Annotated in this window: 22 protein-coding genes; 15 read left to right on the plus strand and 7 right to left on the minus strand. The window is 70.1% G+C overall.

Annotation, left to right across the window (positions count from 1 at the left end; genetic code table 11):
- Positions 1-8: 8 nt before the first annotated feature.
- The 3 genes from AVP41_RS14510 to AVP41_RS14520 are packed head-to-tail and all read left to right on the plus strand — an operon-like array spanning position 9 to position 4,621.
- On the plus strand, positions 9-2,354 hold the full coding sequence (locus AVP41_RS14510; protein ID WP_067166193.1) for a glycosyl hydrolase family 95 catalytic domain-containing protein: 2,346 nt from the start codon (positions 9-11) through the stop codon (positions 2,352-2,354).
- Entirely contained in the window at positions 2,351-3,844 is a 1,494-nt protein-coding gene (locus tag AVP41_RS14515; protein ID WP_082829275.1) for a DUF5605 domain-containing protein, read from the plus strand. The genes AVP41_RS14510 and AVP41_RS14515 overlap by 4 nt, the downstream gene beginning before the upstream one ends.
- 9 nt (positions 3,845-3,853) lie before the next feature.
- The gene (locus tag AVP41_RS14520) at positions 3,854-4,621 is read left to right on the plus strand and encodes a GNAT family N-acetyltransferase (RefSeq protein WP_231902783.1); all 768 of its coding nucleotides are present in this window, start codon (positions 3,854-3,856) and stop codon (positions 4,619-4,621) included.
- Between the two features lie 174 nt (positions 4,622-4,795).
- Here AVP41_RS14520 and AVP41_RS14525 read toward each other — a convergent pair whose 3' ends face one another.
- Complete coding sequence (locus tag AVP41_RS14525) at positions 4,796-5,554, minus strand: DUF3800 domain-containing protein (protein WP_067166196.1); 759 nt, start codon at positions 5,552-5,554, stop codon at positions 4,796-4,798.
- A 231-nt stretch (positions 5,555-5,785) separates the two neighbouring features.
- Between AVP41_RS14525 and AVP41_RS14530 the strand changes: the two genes are divergently transcribed.
- Complete coding sequence (locus AVP41_RS14530) at positions 5,786-6,466, plus strand: cyclase family protein (RefSeq protein ID WP_067167171.1); 681 nt, start codon at positions 5,786-5,788, stop codon at positions 6,464-6,466.
- Positions 6,463-6,840, plus strand: coding sequence for a hypothetical protein (locus tag AVP41_RS14535; RefSeq protein ID WP_067166199.1), 378 nt, complete (start codon positions 6,463-6,465; stop codon positions 6,838-6,840). Before AVP41_RS14530 ends, AVP41_RS14535 begins: the two co-directional genes overlap by 4 nt.
- A gap of 13 nt (positions 6,841-6,853) precedes the next feature.
- On the opposite strand, the gene AVP41_RS14540 is transcribed toward AVP41_RS14535, so the two are convergent.
- Positions 6,854-7,540, minus strand: coding sequence for a hypothetical protein (locus AVP41_RS14540; protein WP_157532527.1), 687 nt, complete (start codon positions 7,538-7,540; stop codon positions 6,854-6,856).
- A 406-nt stretch (positions 7,541-7,946) separates the two neighbouring features.
- Here AVP41_RS14540 and AVP41_RS14545 point away from each other — a divergent pair, with 406 nt between their 5' ends.
- Both AVP41_RS14545 and menC read left to right on the plus strand, forming a co-directional pair.
- On the plus strand, positions 7,947-8,513 hold the full coding sequence (locus AVP41_RS14545; RefSeq protein WP_067166204.1) for a cysteine hydrolase family protein: 567 nt from the start codon (positions 7,947-7,949) through the stop codon (positions 8,511-8,513).
- A 47-nt stretch (positions 8,514-8,560) separates the two neighbouring features.
- Entirely contained in the window at positions 8,561-9,667 is a 1,107-nt protein-coding gene (gene menC, locus AVP41_RS14550; protein ID WP_067167174.1) for an o-succinylbenzoate synthase, read from the plus strand.
- An 84-nt stretch (positions 9,668-9,751) separates the two neighbouring features.
- Here the strand turns inward: menC and AVP41_RS14555 are convergent, their stop codons facing one another.
- Positions 9,752-11,245, minus strand: a complete 1,494-nt coding sequence (locus tag AVP41_RS14555; protein ID WP_231902799.1) for an SPFH domain-containing protein — start codon at positions 11,243-11,245, stop codon at positions 9,752-9,754.
- A 177-nt stretch (positions 11,246-11,422) separates the two neighbouring features.
- Between AVP41_RS14555 and AVP41_RS14560 the strand changes: the two genes are divergently transcribed.
- Entirely contained in the window at positions 11,423-11,893 is a 471-nt protein-coding gene (locus AVP41_RS14560) for a DUF4870 domain-containing protein (RefSeq protein ID WP_231902785.1), read from the plus strand.
- Positions 11,894-12,002: 109 nt separating this feature from the next.
- A complete protein-coding gene (locus tag AVP41_RS14565) occupies positions 12,003-13,391 on the plus strand; it encodes a glycine--tRNA ligase (protein WP_067166207.1) in 1,389 nt (462 codons plus the stop codon).
- A gap of 67 nt (positions 13,392-13,458) precedes the next feature.
- Here the strand turns inward: AVP41_RS14565 and AVP41_RS14570 are convergent, their stop codons facing one another.
- On the minus strand, positions 13,459-15,897 hold the full coding sequence (locus AVP41_RS14570; RefSeq protein WP_067166210.1) for a S8 family serine peptidase: 2,439 nt from the start codon (positions 15,895-15,897) through the stop codon (positions 13,459-13,461).
- 157 nt (positions 15,898-16,054) lie between these two features.
- The gene (locus AVP41_RS14575; protein WP_067166213.1) at positions 16,055-16,627 is read right to left on the minus strand and encodes an HhH-GPD-type base excision DNA repair protein; all 573 of its coding nucleotides are present in this window, start codon (positions 16,625-16,627) and stop codon (positions 16,055-16,057) included.
- Positions 16,628-16,696: 69 nt separating this feature from the next.
- Between AVP41_RS14575 and AVP41_RS14580 the strand changes: the two genes are divergently transcribed.
- The 6 genes from AVP41_RS14580 (at position 16,697) to AVP41_RS14605 (ending at position 20,897) form a co-directional block, all read left to right on the plus strand.
- On the plus strand, positions 16,697-18,178 hold the full coding sequence (locus AVP41_RS14580; RefSeq protein ID WP_197464366.1) for a protoporphyrinogen/coproporphyrinogen oxidase: 1,482 nt from the start codon (positions 16,697-16,699) through the stop codon (positions 18,176-18,178).
- Between the two features lie 100 nt (positions 18,179-18,278).
- Positions 18,279-18,662 (plus strand): hypothetical protein, encoded by a 384-nt coding sequence (locus AVP41_RS14585; protein ID WP_067166219.1) that lies wholly within the window; start codon positions 18,279-18,281, stop codon positions 18,660-18,662.
- A 1-nt stretch (position 18,663) separates the two neighbouring features.
- On the plus strand, positions 18,664-19,074 hold the full coding sequence (locus AVP41_RS14590; RefSeq protein ID WP_067166223.1) for a phage holin family protein: 411 nt from the start codon (positions 18,664-18,666) through the stop codon (positions 19,072-19,074).
- Complete coding sequence (locus tag AVP41_RS14595; RefSeq protein ID WP_067166226.1) at positions 19,064-19,336, plus strand: hypothetical protein; 273 nt, start codon at positions 19,064-19,066, stop codon at positions 19,334-19,336. The genes AVP41_RS14590 and AVP41_RS14595 overlap by 11 nt, the downstream gene beginning before the upstream one ends.
- A 178-nt stretch (positions 19,337-19,514) precedes the next feature.
- The gene (locus tag AVP41_RS14600; RefSeq protein ID WP_157532529.1) at positions 19,515-20,318 is read left to right on the plus strand and encodes a uroporphyrinogen-III synthase; all 804 of its coding nucleotides are present in this window, start codon (positions 19,515-19,517) and stop codon (positions 20,316-20,318) included.
- Between the two features lie 90 nt (positions 20,319-20,408).
- Entirely contained in the window at positions 20,409-20,897 is a 489-nt protein-coding gene (locus AVP41_RS14605; protein ID WP_067166229.1) for a hypothetical protein, read from the plus strand.
- 46 nt (positions 20,898-20,943) lie between these two features.
- Here the strand turns inward: AVP41_RS14605 and AVP41_RS14610 are convergent, their stop codons facing one another.
- Both AVP41_RS14610 and AVP41_RS14615 read right to left on the minus strand, forming a co-directional pair.
- Complete coding sequence (locus AVP41_RS14610) at positions 20,944-21,777, minus strand: ABC transporter permease subunit (protein WP_067166232.1); 834 nt, start codon at positions 21,775-21,777, stop codon at positions 20,944-20,946.
- Complete coding sequence (locus tag AVP41_RS14615) at positions 21,774-22,826, minus strand: ATP-binding cassette domain-containing protein (RefSeq protein WP_082829278.1); 1,053 nt, start codon at positions 22,824-22,826, stop codon at positions 21,774-21,776. The genes AVP41_RS14610 and AVP41_RS14615 overlap by 4 nt, the downstream gene beginning before the upstream one ends.
- Positions 22,827-22,841: the final 15 nt, after the last annotated feature.

Genomic DNA, 22,841 nt, shown 5'->3' on the forward strand with positions numbered 1-22,841 from the left:
GACGAGCGATGACCGCTCGCACGCGTTTCGTCAGCACGGACGCAGCCCGTGACTGGGAGCACGGGCTCGTCGTGGGCACCGGGACGGTCGGCGGCGTGCTCTTCGGGGATCCCGCCTGTCACCGTCTCCAGCTGTGTCACGAGGAGTTCTTCGTGCCGCGGAGCGCGCTGCGGCCGGCCCCGCGCTTCGATTCCGTGCTCGGCGCGCTCCGCGACGCGCTCACCGCGGCCCGATACGACGAGGCGGATGCTCTGTTCGACGACGCCATCCGTCGTGACGGTGACGCGGGGCTGGTGTGGACCGACCCCTTTCTCCCCCTCGGCGGCCTCACCTGGACGCCCGCGCCCGCGCCCGATTCCGAAGCCGCGACGCACGAGTACCGGCGAACCGGCGACTTCCGTTCCGGGCGCATCGAGGTGTCGTGGCGGCAGGGTGGGGAACGGGCGGGGATCGCTGTGTCGCCCGACCGGGAGGGCGGGGTGCTGTGGGTGGAGCTCTGGGCCGACGGCGGGGGCGCGGGGCTGCTCGCCCTCGACGGCCCGGATGGCTCGCCTGTGACGGTCTCCACCGATGAGCGATCACCGGCCCACGTCGATCGGGGCGATGCCGTGCGTGCAGAGGCGCCGGAGGTCGCACCCGGTTCGCTCCGGCTGCGCGTGGCGCCCACCCTCGACCCGGAGGTGCCCCGCAGCCCCTGGGCCGCCACCGGCGGAGCGATCTCCGCGACGGTCGAGGGTGAGGCGGTCACGGAGGTGCGGGGTTCCGGTCTCCGCATCACCCTCCCGCCGGGGCAGCGCGTGCGCGTGCGGGTGGAGGTGGCGGTGACCACCGACGCGGCGCCGATGCGACCGCGCGTGCACGCGCCGCATGCCGAGCTGTTCGACCGGAGCCGCCTCGACCTGGGCTCCGGGGTGTCCGAGGACCTCCCGCTGGAGGAACTGCTCCGCCGGGCACGCTCCGGCGACGAATCGGCGCGGCGCGCGGCGATCGAGCTCGCCTTCGCGGCGGGGAGGCACGCGATCATCTCGTCGTCCGGGGCGCTGCCGCCCACACTCGTCGGCCTCTGGCAGGGAAGCAGCCGCCCCGCGTGGTCGGCCGACTACACGCAGAACGGCAACGTCCAGCACGGCGCGATCGCCTCCCTCGTGGCCGGCGGCACCCCCGAGCTCATCCGCGCGTACTTCGATGCGCTGGCCCGTCACCACGACGACTACGCCGCCAATGCCGCGCGGGTCTTCGGCGCGCCGGGGTGGCTCCTCCCGGCTCGGTTCTCCACACACGGCCACGCCAATCACCTGATCCCGGCCTTCCCTCACCCGTTCTGGATCGGCGCCGGAGGCTGGGCGCTTCGTCTCGCGTGGGATTACGTCATCACGACCGGGGACCTCGACTTCGCGCGGGCGGAGGCCTGGCCCCTCGCGGTGCAGACGATGGCGTTCTTCGACACCGCGGCCGTGCCGGTCGAGGGTGGGCGGCGGCTCGTCCCGTCGTACTCGCCCGAGAACACTCCGGCCGGCCGCAACCATCCGCTGTCGCTCGACGCGACGATGGACGTCGCGATCGTGCGCGATGCCGCCCGTCTCACCGAGCGGCTCGCCGACCTCCTCGGGATCGACGACACCGAGACGCGCGCCCGCTGCCGACGCCTGCGCGCAGAGCTTCCTCCCTACCGCGTCGCGGCCGATGGCACCTTCGCCGAGTGGCTCGCCCCCGGGGTGGGGGAGAACCTGGCCCACCGTCATGTGTCGCAGCTCTACCCCTTCTGGTACGAGCAGGACGAGGCGGCAGAGACGCCGCCCCTACGCGCCGCGGCCGTGGAGACGATCCGCCGCAAGCTCGCGTGGCGCGCCTCCCGTCCCTTCGCGCCGCCCGAGGGGAACCTCGAGATGGTGTTCGGCTACGTCGGCCTCGGGTTGGCGGCGGCTCGGTTGGGCGAGGCCGAGCTCGCTCGCGAGTGCGTCGAGCGCATGGCGGTCGACCACTGGCGTCCGAATGCGGTGTCCACCCACGATGCCGATGCCATCTTCAACGTCGACGCCTGCGGAGGGCTGCCCGCGGTCGTCATCGAGATGCTCGTGCAGTCTCAACCCGGCGAGGTGCATCTGCTTCCGGCCTTGCCCGCGGCGTGGCATTCGGGGGCGATCGAGGGGATCCGGTGCCGCGGCGGCGTCGTGGTCGACCGGTTGGAGTGGGAGGGCCGCTCGCTGCGGGCCCGATTCCGGCTGGCGCCGCGCACCGCGGCCATCCGAACGGACGACCGCGTGCGCATCCGCGCGTTCGGGATCGACGAGAGGAGACGACTCGGCGACGAACCGGTCGAGGTCGTCGTCGACGACAGGAGGGCGAGAACGTGACGGAGAACGCCACCGAGACGGTCGAGGTGTGGGAGCCCTGGGAACTGGTCCTCACCGGCGCCGAGGTCGGCAATCCGTTCCTCGATGTCGACCTCCGTGCGCGGCTGGAGCTCGGCGAGCGCGTGGTCGAGGTGGGAGGGTTCGCCGACGGGGCGAGCCGTCACCTCGTGCGGGCGGTGTTCGACGAGCCGGGCGGCTGGACCTATCGCACGACGTCGAACGTTGCTGCGCTCGACGGCATCGAGGGGAGCGTCGAGGTTGTGGCCGGGGAGCGGCCCGGCCCCGTGCGCGTCGACGGGTTCCATTTCCGCACGGCCGACGGCGCGCGGTATCGCCCCGTGGGCACGACGGCCTACGCGTGGATCCACCAATCCGACGACCTCCGCGCGCAGACCCTCGAGACGCTCGCCTCGACCCCGTTCACCAAGCTCCGGATGACCGTGTTCCCCAAGTGGTACCCGTACAACGAGCAGGAGCCGCCTCGCCACGCCTTTCCGGTCGCCGCCGACGGCGGCTGGGATCTCCAGCGCTTCGACGTGTCGTTCTTCCGCGCGCTCGACGATCGCGTCGCCGAGCTCGCCGCGCTCGGTGTCCAGGCCGACGTGATCCTTCTCCACCCGTACGATCGCTGGGGCTACGCGCGACTCGATCCGCTCACCGAGGAGCGGTACCTCCGCTACGTCATTCGCAGGCTGGCGGCGTGGCCGCACGTGTGGTGGTCTCTCGCGAACGGGTTCGACCTCATGCCGGGAAAGACCGACGCCGACTGGGAGCGGATCGCGGCCATCGTCGCCGAGGAAGACCCCTGGGGGCACCTGACGTCGATCCACCATTGTCTGCGGTTCTACGACCAGTCACGTCCGTGGATCACCCATGTGAGCGCCCAGCGAATCGATCGTTACCGCACCGCTGAGAACGTCGATGCGTGGCGGGAGCAGTGGGGCAAGCCGGTCGTGGTCGACGAGTGCGGGTACGAGGGCGACATCGAGCACGGGTGGGGGAACCTCACGGCGCAGGAGCTCGTCCGCCGCGCCTGGGAGGGAGCGGTGCGGGGCGGGTACGTCGGGCACGGCGAGACCTACCGCTCGCCCGACGAGGTGCTGTGGTGGTCCAAGGGCGGGCGGCTTCGCGGCGACAGTGCGCCGCGCCTCGCCTTCCTCGATGAGATCGTGGGATCCGCGCCGGGTGGGGCGATCGATCCGCTCCCCTCGGAGTGGGATCTGCCGGTGGGAGGGGTGGCCGGGACCTTCCTTCTCGCCTACTTCGGCGGCGGGCGGTCGTCGTTCCGCACCTTCGTGCTGCCGGAAGGCACGTGGCGGGCGGAGGTGATCGACACGTGGAACATGACCGTCACCGCCGTTCCGGGGGAGCACGCGGGTTCCGTGCGAGTGGACCTTCCGGCGCGGGAGTTCATGGCGGTGCGCCTGACCGCGGTCGGGGGTGCCGCGGATGGTCGGGCCCGAGAAGCGACCGACTCCGCGGGCGCGTAGGGTGCTGACATGGCCGAACTCCCCGATGCCGACGCCGTATCCCGTCTCTCCGCGGAGGCCGCCGACTCGGCCGGTGGCGGCGACCAGCCCGGCATCGACATCCGACCTCTCGAGACGGTCGAGGAGGTGTTCGCGGCGACCGAGGTGCTTTCGGCGGTCTGGGGCGGTGATCGCACGGGGATGCCGGCGAACCTCCTGCGTGCGCTGGCCCACTCCGGCAACTACGCGGTCGGTCTCTACGATGGCGACCGGATGATCGGGGCCTCCGTCGCCTTCTTCGCCGCACCCGCGGCACGCTCGATGCACTCGCACATCACCGGCGTCCTCGCCGAGTACCGGTCGCAGGGGCTCGGGCGCCTCCTCAAGCAGCATCAGCGGGCGTGGGCGTTCGCCCGTGACGTGGGGCACATCACGTGGACCTTCGACCCCCTCGTCGCCCGCAACGCGCACTTCAATCTGCGGGTGCTGGGGGCGAGGGTCACCGAGTATCTCGTCGATCAGTACGGGCCGATGGATGACGGCGTCAATCGCGGAGACGAGTCCGACCGCCTCATGATCTCGTGGGCGCTCGCCGCCCCCGCCGCCCCGCCGCGCGAGGAAGAGATCGTCACCGCCGTCGCGGTTCCCCACGACATCGAGGCGCTCCGCCGCACCGATCCGCTCGAAGCGGGGGAGTGGCGCTACCGCGTGCGGGACGCCTTCCAGGGTCTCCTAGCCGATGGCTTCGTCGTCGGCGGCTTCGACGACGACCGCGGGTATCTGTTCGTCCGACCCTGATCCGCGGTGCAGACCATGCCCGCCGCCGTTCCCGGCTCCGCGGCCATCGTGCAACCCATCGCCATGCGCGGCTGGAAGCTGGTACCCTAACAGGGCAAGGCCCTATGCGCCCCTCGTGGGTGTTCGGAGGGTCTTGCATCCCGCGAACCCCCGGCCAGGCCGGGGGTTCTTGCGTTAGCGCTCAAGCCAGATGACCCCACGATCCGAGTCGGTAGGCCAATGGGCAGCAACCTTTCGGTACGCGATGATCGCGGCGGGCATCACTCTTGACTGATCTCCCCAAATCTCAGGGTGATCTTGCTTATGGCTGTGATATGCACCATAAGCGATAAGGTCTGCCGCCTGAATCAGTTGGCTGTACTTGCTGTCCTGCATGACGGGATCTTCGAGAATGCGCCGATCGCCTATAGAGAGCGACCGATGCGCCTCTCGGTACGGTGTCGCATCGCGTACTGCTCTCTCCCACAACTCCCTGCTCTGCTCCGTCGTCACCTCCTGATCACCGCTGGAGAGCCCCTGTTGACCGTCGTAGAAGATCATCAAGAACGTATCCCGCTTCGCGGCCCAGTCCTCGAGACGTGCGATCGACTGCGCGTACGCGATCGGTTTGGAGACTTCAGAAGTTGCGAACGTCATCACGGTGAAATCGGCCGCGGACAAACTGCTCAGCAGGATACGCCCGACTGCATCGCGCTTGGATCTGCCAAACTTCTTCCCCTCTGTCTCGTCAGCGCAGTAGCGGCCTCGGCCCTTGTAGAGCGCGCTGGCGTGAACCTCACTGTGTTTGAGGACGCCGAACTCTCTGTGGATGGCTCGGCGTCCTTCCAGCCATGCATCCAGCGTGGATGACCAATTGCGGTCCTCGATGATGAGCGCCGTGATTGTCACGCCATGTCTCGAATCGCCTGAGTCGTCGAGGTAGCACAGGTGCATCCCTTCATCTTGCCGGAATCGGCTACCTCAGGCTCGTGTCTTCACCGCCTACGCGGCCGATCTTGATTCGCGCCGGCGGCGGGTGGCAGAGGAAGTCACCAGTCCGACCCTGATCCTCGGACGGAGCAGGACCCGTTCCGCGTTCCCCTGTCCGCCTCGAGACGCAGGATTCCTGCCGATCGGCGTTCATGCGCGATGGCGGTCGGTCACGGCGGCCGTACGCTGGCGGACATGCCTGCTTCTTCGACCGAGCGCCGTGTCATCGACCTCAGCCACCCCATCCGCGCGGGGCTCGTCACCTACCCCGGCCTCCCCGCCCCCGTGATCACTCCGCACCTCACCCGCGAGGCGTCCCGCGCGGTCTACGCACCGGGGGCCGAGTTTGCGATGGACGTCATCACGATGATCGGGAACACCGGCACCTACCTCGACTCCCCGTTCCATCGCTACCCGGACGGCGCCGATCTCGCGCAGCTCGACCTCGCCACCCTCGTGGGGCTCCCCGCCGAGGTCTTCGACCTCACGACGCTGGACCGCCGCGACATCCGCGCCGCGGACCTCGACGGCCGTGACCTGCGGGGAGCAGCCGTACTCCTGCACACCGGGTGGGACCGACACTTCGGCACCCCGCAGTACGGTGTGGGCTCGCCCTACCTCGCGAACGACGCCGTCGCCCTTCTGGTCTCCTCGGGCGCCCTGCTCGTCGGCATCGACGCCCTCAACATCGACGACACCGAAGGCGGACGGGCCCGCCCCGCGCACTCCGACCTCTTGGGCGCGGGCATCCACGTCGTCGAGCACCTCACGGGCCTGGCGTCGCTCCCCTCCCGGGGCGCCCGATTCACTGCCGCGCCTCCCGCCGTCGAGGGATTCGGCACGTTCCCCGTGCGCGCCTTCGCGGAGCTCCCGTGACCGCTCCGGGCACGGCGCACCGTCGCGAAGACGGCGAGCTCGTGGGATGGATCCGCCCGGCCGGCGATCTCTGGCAGGGGATCGACCTCCTGGGGCGCGTCGTCGGGGACCCCGCCGAATGGCTGGACGTCGAGGCCGCCCTGGAGGAGCGAGGGATCGCCTACCTCGCCGACCCCTGGATGCTGGAGGGGGAAGGGGAACGTCCGCTCCGGGTGCGGCTGGTCGAGGTGACGCCGGAACGAATCGTCGTGAAGGCCGAAGACTTCGGCGCGATCGACCTCCCCGCCCGCGTATGGGAACTGCCGTGGCCCCTTCCGGTGCGGTTGCGGCCGCCGCGCAGCGACGACCCCGACGCGTTCGTGCTTTCCCGGTGAGCTCTCGAGCGACTCAGTCGCCGTAGGGAGCCTTCGGCGGTTCCGTCACGTTCGGCTGTGGTTCCACCAACGTCCCGTCCTCGGTGACGTATGCCGGACTGCCGGGTGGGAAGTAGAACTGCGGCACGGAGCCCGGGCCCTCCGTCGCGGGCAGATATCGCCACGTCAGGGTGTCGTTGCCCCGCTCATCCTCCGCGGAGACCATCGCACTGAGGTCTCCCGCATCGCCGAGGGTGCACGGTGTGTCCACCGACACCTCGACCCGCCCCTCGCTCGGACGGATCGTGGCGACGACGTTGCCCACGGTCTCGTCGTCGGCGATCACGGTCCAGTCCTCCTGCGACCCCGTCCCGGAGGTGATCGGTGCCACCTCGAGACCCGCCTCGCCGAACGCCGCCACCGTCGCGGCACCCACCTGCGCCGCATCCATCTCCGGCAGCTCCACCGACCTCCGATACGAGAACGCATAACCGTACGGTCCGCCGAAGCCCATGGTGCAGCTGTGCGGAATCGCCCCGTACTCGTCGACCGTCCACACCCCCTCGTGAATGCCCATCAGTACCGTGTGCAGCCGTGTCGCCGTCTCGAGGAACCGCTTCTCGCCATCCCGATAGAGGGCATCACCCTGGGGGGCTGCCGCACACCCCGACAACGACAGCACCACGGCCAGCCCCGCCACCGCCGCCCACTCTCGCCTCATGCCGGCCAGCCTAATGTCCCACCCCGCACCCACCGGGGATGAGTCGAGCGATGGGGCTCGCGAATCACGTCACGCGTCACTTGGCGCCGTGTCTCCAGCGGACACGGGCTGGCCTCCTTCTGAAGAGGGGTACGGGACTCGCGTCATAGATGGGCGGTGAGCGCGTCTCTCCTCATGAGGAACAGGGGAGAGGGGGCGCCATGCGGCACCTGTGGGAAAGCTTCGCGCGGCGATTGTCGTTCCTGCGGGCCGAGGCCCCGCGGCGCGCGACGTACGTGCCGCAGCGCGACGGCGTGCTCACGCGCGGGCTGCGCTGAGGGTCGCGTGCGGGCGGGCGTCCGCCGGCACCGTGCCTGTCGTATGTCCGAGGGGCATGGCAGGCTGAGCCGTGAGCAGGGAGGCTCTTATGAGCGGCTTTTCGGATCGGGACCAGACGGCTCTCGTCGTCATCGACATGCAGCGGGGCGTCGTGTCCGGCAATCACGAGGTGGATCGGGTGACACGAACCATCGCCGACCTCGTCGAGCGTGCCCGAGCCGACGGTGCGCCCGTCGTGTGGGTGCAGGATCACGCCGAGCTCGAGCAGGGCTCCGAACCATGGCAGCTGGTCGACGAACTGCAGCCCGCCGAGGGCGAGGTTCGCGTCGACAAGCGCTTCGGCGACTCATTCGAGGCCACCGATCTCGAAGAGCGACTGGCCGAGCGCGGCGTCGGACGCCTCGTGGTCACCGGCGCCCAGACCGACGCGTGTATCCGAGCGACGCTGCACGGCGCGCTCACCCGTGGCTACGACGTCACCCTCGTCGCCGACGCGCACACGACCGAAGACCTCCGGGAGTGGGGCAGCCCGATCAGCCCCGAGCAGGCGATCGCCTACGCCAACCTCTACTGGACGTTCGCGCGCGGCGCGCAGACCAGCGGTCAGGTCGTGCCGGCGGCCGAGGTGTCCTTCCACGCCGACCTGCACGCGTGAGCGCACGCGAAGAGGGCGAGGGTGGCGTGCTGGCCGCTCTTCCGAGCATCGACATCGAGAGCGTGGAGCTCCGGGTGCTCCACCTTCCCCTCGTCCAGCCGTTCACGACGTCGTTCGGCACCGAGACGGTGCGCGAGGTCATCGTCGTGCGTGTGCGGACCTCGGCGGGCGACGGGTGGGGAGAGATCGTCACCCAGCACGCGCCGTTGTATTCGTCGGAGTACACGGGCGGCGCCTGGGACGTCGCGCGACGGTTCCTCGTTCCCGCGCTCTTGGCGCAACGGCGACTCACGCCGCAGCGGGTCGCGAACGTCCTTGCGCCGTTCGTGGGACACCGGATGGTGAAGGCCGGGTTGGAGCTCGCCGTGCTGGATGCGTCGCTCCGCAGGGCCGGGCGCTCGTTGGCGGGGTTCCTCGGCGGTGTGGTGCCCCGGATCCCGGCGGGGGTCTCGGTGGGTATCCAAGCCGATGCCGCTGCGCTCGTCGACGCCGTCGGCGGCTACCTCGGCGAGGGGTATCGGCGGATCAAGATCAAGATCGCCCCGGGTCGCGACGTCGCCGACACGGCGGCGGTCCGCGCCGCCTTCCCCGAGATCGCACTCCAGGTCGACGCCAACTCGGCCTACACGCTCGACGACGTCGATACTCTCGCGGCGCTCGACGCGTACGACCTGCTCCTCATCGAGCAGCCCCTCCAGGAAGACGACCTCGTCGATCACGCACGCCTGGCGGCGCGACTGCGCACGCCGGTGTGCCTCGACGAGTCGATCGTCTCCGACAAGGCGGCCGCCGACGCGCTCGCCCTCGGGGCCGCCGCGATCATCAACATCAAGGCTGGTCGCGTGGGCGGCTATCTCGAAGCCCGCCGCATCCACGACCGCTGCGTCGCCGCGGGAGTCCCGGTGTGGTGCGGCGGCATGCTCGAGACCGGCATCGGCCGCGCCGCGAACGCCGCCCTCGCGTCACTGCCCGGCTTCACCCTGCCGGGCGACGTCTCCGCGTCGTCGCGGTTCTACCGCCACGACATCGTCGCGGAGCCGATCACGCTCGACGACGGGTTCGTCACGGTGCCGTCGGGTGACGGGCTGGGGATCGAAATCGACCACGCGGCGGTGGAGGCGGCGACCGTGGAGCGGCTCGACGTACGGGCCTGACTCCGGTCCGGAGTGGATGGGGCCGGAAACGCCACGACCCGCGGACCGCCGGAGCGGGCACGCGGGTCGCGGGCGGAAAGGACGTCAGGACGCGGGGGTGTCGCCCCCGGCGGCGAACTGACGGCCGGCCTCTTCGGCTCGCGCGAGGGCGGCCTCGGCGTCGGACCCTCCGGCGCTCTGCTGGTCCTGCGCGCTCTCCTGCGCCTGCGTCGGCTGCGTGTCACGGGACTTCTGCGCGCGGGAGCGCGAGCGCGTCGGCGCCGCCTCCTGCTGCATGCCCTGCGCAACGCCGCGACCGGTCGCCTGGCCCTGGATGATCTGGCGCAGATCGATCCCGGTCGCCGCTTCCACGGCGTCGAACGTGGCGCGCATCCCGGAGGCCGACTCGGCCGCGATGTGGCGGGAGGCGCCCTCACCGCCGAGCACCGTGATGGAGCCGACCTTGTCGAAGCCGCGGGCGAACTCCGTCATCATCGGCACGAGTGCCTCGAGCGCACGCTGGGCCAGCAGTGCCTCCTGGTTACGCGAGAGCGCCTCGGCCTCGGCCTCGATGGCCTGCGCGCGAGCCTCACCGGTCAGGCGCACCGCATCGGCTTCGGCCTGAGCGCGCAGCCGAGTGGCCTCGGCTTCCTGTGCGGCGATCTGCGCCCGCGCTTCGGCGGCCTTGACCTCCGCGTACGCCTGCGCGTCGGCGGCGCGCTGCCGCTCGTAGAGAGAGGCGTCGGCGACCTTCTTGATGTCGGCGTCGAGCTGGGCCTGCTTGTTCTCGGCGGCCTGGAGGAGCACGGCCTGCTCACGCTCGGCGCGGGCGAGCGCCTCGGCCTGGTCGGCCTCCGCCCGTGCGCGCCCGACCTCGGCGGCCGCGGCGGCGGAGTTCTTGTCGAACGCCGTCTGCTCCACCAGGTTCTGTTCGTCGGTGGCGATCTGACGCGCCCGCACCTCACGCGCCGCGTTGATGCGGGCGACCTCCGCCTCGCGACGGACGCGCTCGACCTCGGTGGCGCCGAGAGCGTCGATGTAGCCGTTCTTGTCCGTGATCCCCTGGATCTGGAAGGAGTCGAGGATGAGACCCTGCGCCAGCAGGTCGCTCTTGATGCCCTCGGCGATCTGGTCCGACAGCTTCTGCCGGTCCTTCATGAGCTGCTCGACGGTGAGGGTCGCCACCACACCGCGCAGCGCGCCTTCGAGCTGCTCGGTCGTGAACTGCTCGATCGCGCCGTCCTGCGACAGGAAACGCTCGGCCGCACGCCGCACGAACTCGGGATCCGAGCCGATCTTCACGAGAGCGACACCGCTCACGTTGACGGTGACGCCATTGGAGGCCTGGGCCGTCGGCTCCATCTTGATCTGGCGGGCGCGCAGCGAGATCATCTCCGCCCGCTGCGTGAGCGGGTTCACGAGCGCGCCGCCGCCGGTGATCACCGAGATGCGCGACGATTCACCGGTCGCGCTCTTCTGGCTCTTTCCGACGACCACCAGCGCCTGGTCGGCCTTGGCGACCTTGTACCAGGCGCGCACGACGATCAGCAGGATGATGAGGATGATGATCAGCGCGACCACGCCGATGCCGATCAGCACGAATGCGCCTCCGGCTGCGAGCAGTTCTCCCACGGTGTTCCTTCCTGGGGCGAAGCAATGGTCCTTCGACCGTATCGTGTCGGGCGCCGTCGTCTCGGGGCGGATCGGGTCGTCCCGCGGCGTCATTTCGGGATAACCGGGGTGCCGCGCACGGAGGTGCGGTTCTATGCTGGAGCCGTGACCACTCCTTCCGAGCCCCCGCAGCAGCCTCCCGTCCCGCCGGCACAGCCGCCGTTCGGCGCCCCGCAGGGCCAGCCGTCGTACGGTCCGCCTCAGCCCGGTGCCCCGCAGTACGGCGCGCCGCAGTACGCGGCGCCGCAGCCCATGAACCCCGCAGACGAGAAGCTGTGGGCGACGCTCGTGCACGTGGGTGGCATCTTCTTCAGCTTCCTGCCGGCGCTCATCGGCTACCTCGTCCTCAAGGACCGCGGCCCGTTCGTGCGCGCGCACACCGCGACGGCGCTGAACTTCCAGCTGACGCTGCTCATCGCGTACCTGGTGGGAACGATCACCTCGATCCTCATCATCGGGATCTTCATCCTCATCGCGGCGGGCATTCTCGCGATCGTGTTCTCGATCATCGCGGCCGTCAAGGCGAACCGTGGCGAGTGGTACAGCTACCCGCTGACGATCAAGTTCCTCAGCTGACGGGACGACCGTTTCGGGCCAGCGCCCGCGACTAGACTGGACGGATGCCGGTACTCCCGGCATCCGTCTTTTTTCGCCTCCGCGAACCCCCGACCATTTGGAGCCACCTGTGGCCGAGCAGTCCCGTCTCGACAAAGTCATCGCCCTCGCCCGTCACCGCGGTTTCGTGTTCCAAGCCGGTGAGATCTACGGCGGATCGCGGTCGGCGTGGGACTACGGTCCCTTGGGGACCGAGCTCAAGGAGAACATCCGGCGGCAGTGGTGGCAGACGTTCGTACGCGGACGCGGCGACATGGTCGGACTCGACTCGTCGGTGATCCTCCCGAAGCGTGTGTGGGAGGCGTCGGGTCACGTCGCGACCTTCACCGATCCGCTCGTGGAGTGCCTCCACTGTCACAAGCGCTTCCGCGCCGACACCCTGATCGAGGACTTCGAGTCGCGGAAGGGTCGTGCCGCCGAGAACGGCCTCGCCGACGTGCCCTGCCCGAACTGTGGCACGAAGGGGCACTACACCGAACCGAAGGCGTTCTCGGGTCTCGTCAAGACGTATCTCGGTGTCGTCGACGACGAGTCGGGCCTGTATTTCCTGCGCCCCGAGACCGCGCAGGGCATTTTCGTCAACTTCTCCAACGTCCTCACCGCGTCGCGCAAGAAGCCGCCGTTCGGCATCGGCCAGGTCGGCAAGGCGTTCCGCAACGAGATCACGCCCGGCAACTTCATCTTCCGCACGCGGGAGTTCGAGCAGATGGAGATCGAGTTCTTCACGCCGCCGGCCGAGGCCGAGCAGTGGTTCCACCACTGGGTGCAGGCGTGCTGGGACTGGTTCGTCGACCTCGGCATCGACCCGGCCAACATGCGTCAGTTCGACGTGCCGGAGGACGAACGCGCCCACTACTCGGCGGGGACGATCGACTTCGAGTACCGGTTCGGGTTCCCCGGCAAGGAGTGGGGCGAGCTCATGGGAGTCGCCAACCGCACCGACTTCGACCTGTCGAGCCACATCGAGGCGTCCGGACAGTCGCTGACCTACTTCGACCAGGCCTCGGGAGAGAAATACGTCCCCTACGTGATCGAGCCGTCGTTCGGCCTGACCCGTTCGATGATGGCGTTCCTCGTCGACTCGTATCGGGAGGAAGAGGTGCCCAACGCCAAGGGAGGAACCGACACCCGCACGGTGCTCGCGCTCGACCCGCGGCTGGCCCCGGTGAAGGTCGGCGTCTTGCCGCTGTCGCGCAACGAGCGGCTGTCGCCGCTGGCCCGCGACGTGGCCGACCGCCTGCGGGCGCGGGGGTGGAACGTCGATTTCGACGACGCCGGCGCGATCGGTCGCCGCTACCGTCGCCAGGACGAGATCGGCACGCCGTACTGCGTGACGATCGACTTCGACTCCCTCGACGACGACGCCGTCACCGTGCGTGACCGCGACACGATGGCCCAGGAGCGCATCGCTCTCGACGCCCTCGAGGGCTACCTCGCCGAGCGCCTCCGCGGCGCCTGATCCGCCACGACGACGACGCCCCTCCGCGACCGATGCGCGGAGGGGCGTCGTCGTCGACGTCGTCAGGTCAGCGCTTGACCTTGGCCGTCTTGCCGCTCGTCTTGGACGTGGTCAGGTAGCCCTTCTTGCTCACCTTGACCGTCACCGTGATGCGCTTGCCGCGATCAGCCGACTTGATCTTGTAGGTCTTCTTCGTCGCGCCCTTGATCACCTTGCCGTTGGCCTTCCACTGGTAGGTGATCTTGCTGGGCTTGGGCGACCACGTCCCCGGCTTCGCCGTGAGGGTGCGGCCCACCTTCGCCGTTCCCGTCACCTTGGGGCCGGGCTTCTTGGTGAAGACCTTCGCGATGGCGATCGTCCATCCCGAGTACTTCTTGACCTCGGTGAAGGCCGGCCGCTTGCCGGTGACGAGCACGCGGATCTTCTTGCCGGCGTCGGCCTTCGTCAGGACGTACGTCGACTTCGTCGCGCCGGAGATCGCCTTCGACCCGCGATACCACTGGTAGTTCGCCGACTTCACGGCGGGAGTCCAGGAGGTCTTGACCGTGAGCTTGGAGCCCACGGCGCGGGTCCCGGTGATCTTCGGAGCGGGTGTCGCGGTGAAGCGGGCGACCGCGAGATCCTTCATGACCAGTTCACCGCTGCCGAAGACGTTGTCGGTGCCCGCCGCTCCCCGGTCGACGGTCTGGTTCTTGCGCAGATAGTCGATGAGGGCCGCGGGCTTCATCCCGTCGAAGCGCTCCAGCACGACCGCGGCGGCACCGGCCACGACCGGCGTCGCGGCGCTCGTTCCGTTGAAGCGACCGCCCTGAGAGGCATACGCGCGGCTCGTGAAGTTGGAGCCGGCGCTGATCTCCGGCTTCACGCGCCGGTCGTTGGTCGGCCCCTGCGAGCTGTAACCGGCGATGGCGACGCCCGCGACGGGGTCGACCGCGCCGACGGCGGCCATGCCCTTGTTCTTGCTGTCGATGAACGCCTCACCGGCGCTCCCCGGGGAGGACGCGGTGTAGAGGATGTCGGCGGAGTTGCCGGCCAGCTCGAGGACGTCGTCGCTCGTGCCGTTCCCGTTGGCGATCTTGCGGATTCCGACTTCGATCCAGCCGTCCTCGCTGGGGTTCGTGTCGCACCGGAAGTAGTCGTCACTGCCGTTCTGCAGTTCCAGCGGCGCGACGCCGGACTTCGTCTGCTTGTTCGGGGAGTATCCCGGGGTCATGGCCGAGCCGTCGGGGTTGATCCGGAAGATGTCGTAGTCGGTCTTGCTCGAACCCCAGTCGTTCCACCGCAGACGGAAGTACGGGGAGCAGTAGACGTACATCGTCTCGTAGTAGAGGACCTCGCCCGTGGGAGCGCCGTTGGCGTCGAGCGGATAGTGCGCGAACTCCATCCAGCCGTTGTTGTTCGTGTCGCGCCACGCACCGCGCCAGTAGCCGCCGACGAGCAGCTTGTCAGTTCCCGAGCTCACGGCGTACGCGCCGGAGTTCCCCGCGGAGTTGAACCACGCCATGCCCTTGCTGACGGCGTAGTCGACGAGCTTCGCGGACGCACCCGTGCCGTTGCCGGGGCCGTCGTAGAAGCCACCGAGTGAGCGGCTGATGATCTTCACGCCGTTCTTGGCGAAGTAGTCGATGGCCTTCTTGAGGTCCTCATTCGTGGCGACGGTCGCGAGGTAGAGCTTCGCGTTCGGGGCCATGTCGTGGATCGCTTCGGCGACGGCGACGCCGTGGCGGTCCGGGCTCGGCGAGGAGAACACGCTGCAGGAACGACCACCCCACTGGCAGAAGGTGCCGGCCGCGGCCGGGACGTCCTTGGTGGCCTGGGCGGAGCTCCACGTGGACTTGTCGAAGTAGTCGATGATGCCGACGGAGATCCCCCGCCCGCTCAGCCCGCGCTGGTGCCAGCGGGACATCTGGGTCTTGGTGTAGACGTCTCCGCCGTTGGATCCCACGGTCGCCGGGACGATCTCGATGCGCTGTTCCGGGGCGGGCGTGGAGAAGGCGGGAAGCGCGACGCTGTCGACCGCGAGATCGGCGTCGAGGTTCGCGATCTCCTCGGCGGGAACCGACGCCGCCAGCAGACCGTCGGTGATCACGGCGATGTCCGTGCCCTCCGCGCGGTCGAGGGCGGCTCGCGCCGCCTTCTCGTTCGTGAACGTGACTTCGACCCGCACGCGATCGCCGTCGAGACGGACCTTGTCGGCGAGATCGGTCGGCAGTTCGCGGTCCTTCGTCAAGGCGTCGACCACCGTGGCCAGGGCACCGTTTCCGACCCCTGCGTCCACACGCCCCAGGTCGCTCGCGGCAGCGTCCGTCGGGATCACCCGGCGGGGCTCCCGCGTGGGGATCCCGGGAAGCTCGCCGCCCGGCAGCGGCTGGACCGCCTGCACGGGTGCCGCGAGGCCGGCGTCACGGGCTGATGCGGTCGGGGCCGGGCTGCCGGCTGGGAGGACGATGGCGCCCGCGGTGACGAGGGACAGGCAGGCGAGGATGGCCGCAGCGCGGTGTTTCATGCAGTGCTCCTGAGGGGACATTCCGCCCGATCGGGCGCAGGTCCACCCTGGCGCATGACGGTGTCGCGAGGCAAGCGACGAGCAGGTGTCGTGCGATCGAAGGCTGCTTCGGGGGAGAGCGCTCCCAGCCGTGGAGCGCCGGAGACTCCAGAGCCGGTCAGGATCCCTTGGCGGCCGCCTTCATCGCACGCTTGTGCTCACGGACCTTTGTGAGCGACTCCGGCGAGACGATGTCGGCGACGGAACGGAACGAACCCTCTTCTCCGTAGGGTGCCGACGCTTCTCGCCATCCATCCCCGGTGAAGCCGTATTGCTTTCCGAGGAGGGCGAGGAAGATCTTGGCCTTCTGATCGCCGAAGCCCGGAAGGGCCTTCAGACGCCGGAGCACCGTGGGGCCGTCGGCATCGCGCCACAGGGCTGCCGCGTCGCCGCCCCACTCGTCGACGAGCGCCTGGCAGAGCGCCTGGACGCGCGCCGCCATCGATCCCGGGAATCGGTGCACCGCGGGGGTCTCCCGGAAGACCGCGACGAGATCGTCGGGATCGGCTCCGGCCAGCGCACCCGCGTCGAGGCGATCGCCGCCGCCGGTGCGGTCCGCGATCTTCCGGGGACCGGTGAAGGCGGTTTCCATCGCGATCTGCTGGTCCAGGAGCATGCCCACGAGCAGGGCGAGGGGATCGTCGGTCAGGAGGCGGTCGGCGTCGGCGTCACCGGTGATGTGCAGGGCCATGTCTCCATCGTGACACCGATCCTCCGTCCGCGGGATGCCCCGATCGCGGCCATGGCGGAGGATGGGATCATGCCCGATCCCAGCGACCTGATCTCCCGCGCGCAGAGCACCCGCGTCGTCGTGATCGGAGGATCCGTCGCAGGACTGGTCGCCGCCCTCGAATGCGCAAAGGTCGGGATGGACGTCACTCTTCTCGAGGCGACCGGTCGGCTGGGCGACGAGGTGGAGGGCGTCGATCTCGACGGCGTGAGCGTCGATGTCGCCGTGGACTCCTTCGCCGCGGGCGCGACGGCGCTCCGGGCTCTCCTCCATGACGTCGGTCTGGGGTCTCGCCTCCGCCCGGTTGTCGAGCCGTCACGTGCGGTGGGCGGCGCCGACGGTGTGCACCCACTGCCGGCGGGCGCCGTGCTCGGGATTCCCGCGAACGCCTGGGACCCCGCGGTGCGGCGCATCGTCGGGTGGCGCGGGGTGTGGCGGGCCTACCTCGATCGGCTGCGACCCCCGCTGACCATCGGACATCAACGCAACCTCGGCGCGCTCGTGCGTACCCGGATGGGCGAGCGCGTGGCCGAACGGATGGTGGCTCCCGTCACCCGTGGCGTGCTCGGACTCGAGCCCGATCGCGTCGATGTCGAAGCGGTCGCCCCGGGACTCGGTACGGCGCTCACGCGTACCGGATCGCTCGCCGGCGCGATCGACGCTCTCCAGGGACAGGGCGCCCGCGAGACGATCGAGGGGGGAGTTGCGGCCCTCGCGGACGCGTTGGCGGACGCGCTCGCGACACACGCGGTGCGCGTGCTCCGCGACGCGCCGGTCACCGAGCTGGCGCGCGATGGCGACCACTGGCGGATCCTCCTCGACATTCCCGACGAGGCGGCCTCCCGCGACGCGGCGGAAGGCACCGACGCGGAGCAGACCGGGAACGATACCGCCGCGACGGTGCTTCGGGCGGATGTCGTCGTCGTCGCCACGGGCGCTCCCGACGCGGGCCGCCTCCTGTCCGGCACGATCGACCTGCCCGCGCTCGCCTCCCCGGCCGCGCACGACGTCGTTCTCCTCCGCGGCGATGTCGCGCTCGCCCCTGGTCATCAGGTCTTCCCCGGCGGGAGCGGCGGGGCCGTGCTCGTGGAGGGGATCGCCGTGCCCGAGGCCGAGCGCCGGTCTGCCGCCGAGGCGATCGCCCGCATCGTCCTCACGGGATCGGGGCGGGCGGCGGCCGACGCGCTCTCCGACGCTCTGCACGCCCTCGCCGATGCCGTGGGCAGTGCCATCCCGCCCGGCGCCGTGTCGGCCTCCGTCCATCGGTCGGTGAGTCGCGCGGCCGAGGGAGAGCTCGACCAGCGTCGACGCGCCGACGACGTGCGCGTGGCCACGCGATCCGTGCCCGGCCTCGCCCTCGTCGGAGCGGCGATCGCGGGAGGTGATCTCGGCGACGTCGTCGCGGACGCCATCGCCGAGGTCGGACGGATACGACGTCGTGCCCTGTGGGGGGACGAGGCCGTAGCCGTCGATGACGCGGGAGATTCCGCTGCGTCGGGAGCCGGCTCCTAGCACGATGACCGCCCGCGATAAAGGGGGTCATGCCGGAGACGGAATACGGCGTTACCCTGGAGGGACCTACGCATCACCGCCACCAACGTGAGGAGACCCCATGAGGGGCAAGATCGGAATCGTCGTCGGGCTCGCGGCAGGCTACGTGCTCGGCTCGCGTGCCGGACGAGAGCGGTACGAGCAGATCAAGACCGGTTTCCTGAAGGTGTGGAACACCGACCCGGTCCAGCGGCAGGTGGAGAAGGTGGCCGACCTCGGCAAGTCGGCCGCGATGGCCCTGCCCAGCGCCGTCTGGGACGGCGCGGTGAAGATCACCCGCGCCGCCGCGAACAAGAAGACGCCGGGGCAGAAGCTCGACGCGGCGATCAAAGCCGGACGCGACTCCGCCGACGACGTCTCCCGCGGCGCGAAGACGACCGCCGCCGAAGTGAAGCGGGCGTCCGCGGAGGTGGCCGACGAGGTCCAGAAGGCCGCGGAGAGCTGAGATGACCACACCTCGCGGGTTCCGCGATCGCGCGGACGACAGCCTGCTCACCCTCCTCGGCGAGGTTCCCGAGCTCGTCCGCAACCTCGTGATGGCGGAGATCGACTCCGCCAAGAAGTGGCTCGCCAGTGCCGGCAAGAACGCCGGTATGGGAGGCGCCTGGTTCCTCGTCGCGCTGTTCTTCTTGTTCTGGTCGCTGCCGGCTCTGGGCGCGTTCACGATCATCGGGCTGTCGTCGTGGATCCCGGCCTGGGTCGCGAGTCTGATCGTCGTGGGGATCGCCCTGCTGGGCGTCGTGGTGTTCGCTCTTCTGGGCATCGCACGCTTCCGGCGGCTCAGCCGTTCGGAGAACCCGGTCCGCGCCATCGCCACCGACCGCCGCATCGTGAAGGAGTCGTTCGATGAGCTCTGAGCTTCCGCTGCCCCGCACGGCAGTGCCGATCGGCATCACCGATCCGGTGGAGAAGGCCCGCGTCGAGTTGAAGGCGGCCCTGGCGGCCATCGAAGAGAAGGCGAACGTGCCCAAGCGCGTCGCCCGGGCCACCGATCGGGGCGTCGTCCGCGCGCGCCGGTTCGCCCGCCGCAATCCCGGTGGAGCGGTCGCCGGCGTCGTCGGGGCGGCTGCCGTGGCCGGGCTTGCGGTGTGGGGGCTGGTGCGCCTCTACACCCGGTGACCCCCGGTCGCGAGACGCCGGGTCCGACGCCCGGGGGTAGTATCCATCTACAGGCAGTGGCAATGAGGCGGATGCTGCCGGCGATGCACACCCGAGCGCACGCGCATCCGAGCGTCCGGGTATTCGCATTGTCGGGCGCTGTTCGTGCGTCCGACCCCACGCACCACGAGAGTCGACGATGAACGCACACAGCATGGCGAGCACGCCGCAGAAACCCTTGAAGGGGTGGCGTGTGCTCGTTCCCCGCGGCGGGCCCTGGGGTGATTCGGTGGCCGCCACTCTGCGCGCCCAGGGCGCGACACCCGTGATCGCGCCGCTCATCAACTTCGCCCCGTCCACTGACCAGGCCACGCTGGAGGGGGCGCTTGCCGACCTCGCGGCGGGGGCCTTCGACTGGGTGACCCTCACGAGCGCCACCACGGTCGATGTGCTCTACGCCTACCGCGCCGTGATTCCGGCCTCCACGAAGGTGGCCGCCGTCGGGGAGACCACCGCCACGGCGCTCACCGCCGTGGGGTACCGCGTCGACCTCGTCCCCGACGAGGACAACTCCGCCGCCGGGATGGCCAGTCAGCTGATCGAGCTGGAGCCGGAGCCGCGCCGCATCCTGACCCTGCGCAGCGAGATCGCCAAGCCGGTGCTCACCCGCCGTCTCTCAGAGGCCGGACACGACGTCCGCAGCGTCGTGGCGTACCGCACGGTGGGGGTGCCGGTGACCGAGCGCATTGCGGCCGATGTCCGGTCGGGCAGGATCAACGCGATCCTCGTCACGAGTGGATCAGTCGCAGAGCAGGTGCAACTGCAGTTCCCGGACATCCCGGAGGAGACGGTGATCGCCGCCATCGGCCCGCGGACCGCGAAAGACGCCCGCCGCGCCGGTCTGGGCGTGAGCGTGATCGCGCGCGAGCAGACGGTCGACGGTCTCATCGCCGCGGTGTCGTCGTTCCCGCTTCCGCACGCGACGGACGAGTTCTCGGTCTGAAACCGTCCGCGACGCTCCGCTCCGAGCGGCGGTGTGATCGTTAGGGCTCTGTGAGAAAACGCGCAGCCTCGCGCTGGCAGACTTGAGGGCATGGTGACTCTGCTGCTCGACTCGGCGCAGCTCGAGGTCGTGCTCTCGCCGGTGGAGCGTGCGTTCGCCTTCCGCCGGGGCAGCTTGCGGATCGACCGCGCCTCGATCGAGCGCGTCCAGCTGACCGACGACGCCTGGACGTGGTTGCGGGGTGTCCCCACCCCGGGCACCCACGTACCGCGGGTGATGGCGATGGGCACTTGGAAGTCGGCAGGCGGCTCCGACTTCGTCATCGTGCAGCGGAACAAGCCCGCTGTCGTCATCGACCTGGCCGAGACGGACGGCTCGCCCATCGAGTTCCAGCGGGTCGTCCTGTCGACGCGGCACGGGCTCGCGCTCGTGCAGGCCTTGCGACGCGACGCCGATGTCGGACCGGTGGACGTCGCGGAGATCACGACCGGGGCGGTCTCCGCGCCGGGCTCCGAGAAGCCCCGTGCGCGCCGTCCCCGCTCGGTGAGGCCCCGTCCGGGCACGGCGCCCGCGACCTGAGCCGGCCGCCTCTGCCGTGGCGGGCGGCCGGGCCGCGTCGCGCTGGTCAGCCGACGTCGCGCCGCCAGCTCGTCAGATAGCCCAGCACCAGGATGACCGCCGCGTAGGCGAGGAGCACGACGCCGCCCACCCACCACGCCAGCGGCTCGCTCCCCGCGCCCGTTCCTGAGCCCAGCGTCGAGTAGAGGCTCGCGCCGACGAGGGCGTCGGAGGCGGCGCCCGGGAGGAACCGTGCGGCATCGGCGATGCCGTCGACGAAGGCTCCGACCGTCCGGAGGATCGGTTCGACGAACTGCGTGAAGGCAATCACTCCCACCACGGCGGCGACCTGGTTGCGCACGAGCGTGCCGACTCCGATGCCGATCAGCACCCAGAGGGCGAAGGCGAGAGCGATCCGGCCGAACATCGCCCAGGTGTCGAGGTCGCCGAGTTGCGTGTCGACGCCGAAGACCGCGAGGAACCCGGCGCCCGGTCCGACGGTGGAGACCAGCGCGGCGAGGGCGTAGACGAGGCCCATCACGATGCCCGCCACGACCTTGCCCGCGAGCACCGTGGCGCGGCGTGGAGTGGCGAGGAACGTCGGGGTGAGGGTCTTGTGGCGGAACTCGCCGGTGACCAGCAGCGTGCCGATCAGCAGGGGGAAGATGTAGCCGACCGCGGTCGCGAGGCTGTAGATGAGCGGAGGCAGCATGCCCCCGGGGATCGCGGACATGTCGGTCGAGCCGCCGGGGATCGCGCCGGTGGCGACGGCGCCGAAGAACCCGGCGAGGCCGCCTGCCGTGCTGCCGACGTAGGCGACGAGAACGAGCCCCAGGATCCACCACATCGAGGTGGAGAACTGCTTGGTCAGCTCGGAGCGTGTGGCACGGACGAGGCTCATCGCTGCTCACCGCCTTCCTGCGCAGCGGTCGGTTCGGAGTCGGCGCCGACCTCCACGGGGGGCGGGGGTGCGTCTGCGACGGGAGCGGCGGCGGGGGCAGGCAGGGCGTCGAGGTCGACCGTGGCCGGCGCCGATGGCGGTGCCGGCTGGTGTACCCGCACGCCGTTGACGAGGTCGAGGAAGACCTCCTCCAGTGCGGGTCCGCGCCGCTGCAGGGCCGAGAGGGCGACACCCGCGGCTGCGGCGACGGCGCCGACGCGCACGGGGTCCGCCCCGCGCACGGTGAACCCGGTTCGGAGGGTGTCGTAGGAGAGTCCCTCCGCCGAAAGCGCGGCGCCCAGGGCTGCGCGGTCGGGGGCATCGACGATGGTCGCGTACTCGTCCTGTGCGGTGAGCTCGTCGATCGTGCCCTGGAAGACGAGAGAGCCGCGGGCGATGATGAGCAGTGACTGTGCCGTCTGCTGGATCTCGGAGAGCAGGTGCGAGGACACGAGCACGGTGCGTCCCTGCGCCGCGAGGTCCCGGAGGAACCCGCGCATCCACTTGATGCCCTCGGGGTCCAGTCCATTGGAGGGCTCGTCGAGCACGAGCACGCCCGGATCCCCGAGCAGCGTGTAGGCGAGGCCGAGGCGCTGGCGCATGCCGAGCGAGAAGCCGCCGACCTTGCGTCCGGCCACATCCGCCAGTCCGACGGTGCCGAGCGCCTCGTCGACGCGGGAGCGGGGGATCCCCGAGGCGTCGGCGTAGACCGCGAGGTGGTTCGCGGCGCTGCGTCCGGGGTGGAAGCTCGACGCTTCCAGGGCTGCACCGACCGTCTGCAGCGGGTGCGACAGATCACGGTAACGACGCCCGTCGATCGTCGCGCTCCCCGAGGACGCCGAGATGAGTCCGAGCAGGATCCTCAGGGTCGTGGTCTTGCCGGCTCCGTTCGGGCCGAGGAATCCCGTGACCACCCCCGGCTCCACTCGGGCGGTGAATCCGTCGACCGCCGTCACGGCGCCGAAGCGTTTGGTGACGTCGGTGAACTCGAGCACATGTCCTTCGGGCATGGGCGGCCTCTCGTT

The sequence above is a fragment of the Microbacterium sp. TNHR37B genome (assembly GCF_001620065.1).
GTDB lineage: Bacteria > Actinomycetota > Actinomycetes > Actinomycetales > Microbacteriaceae > Microbacterium.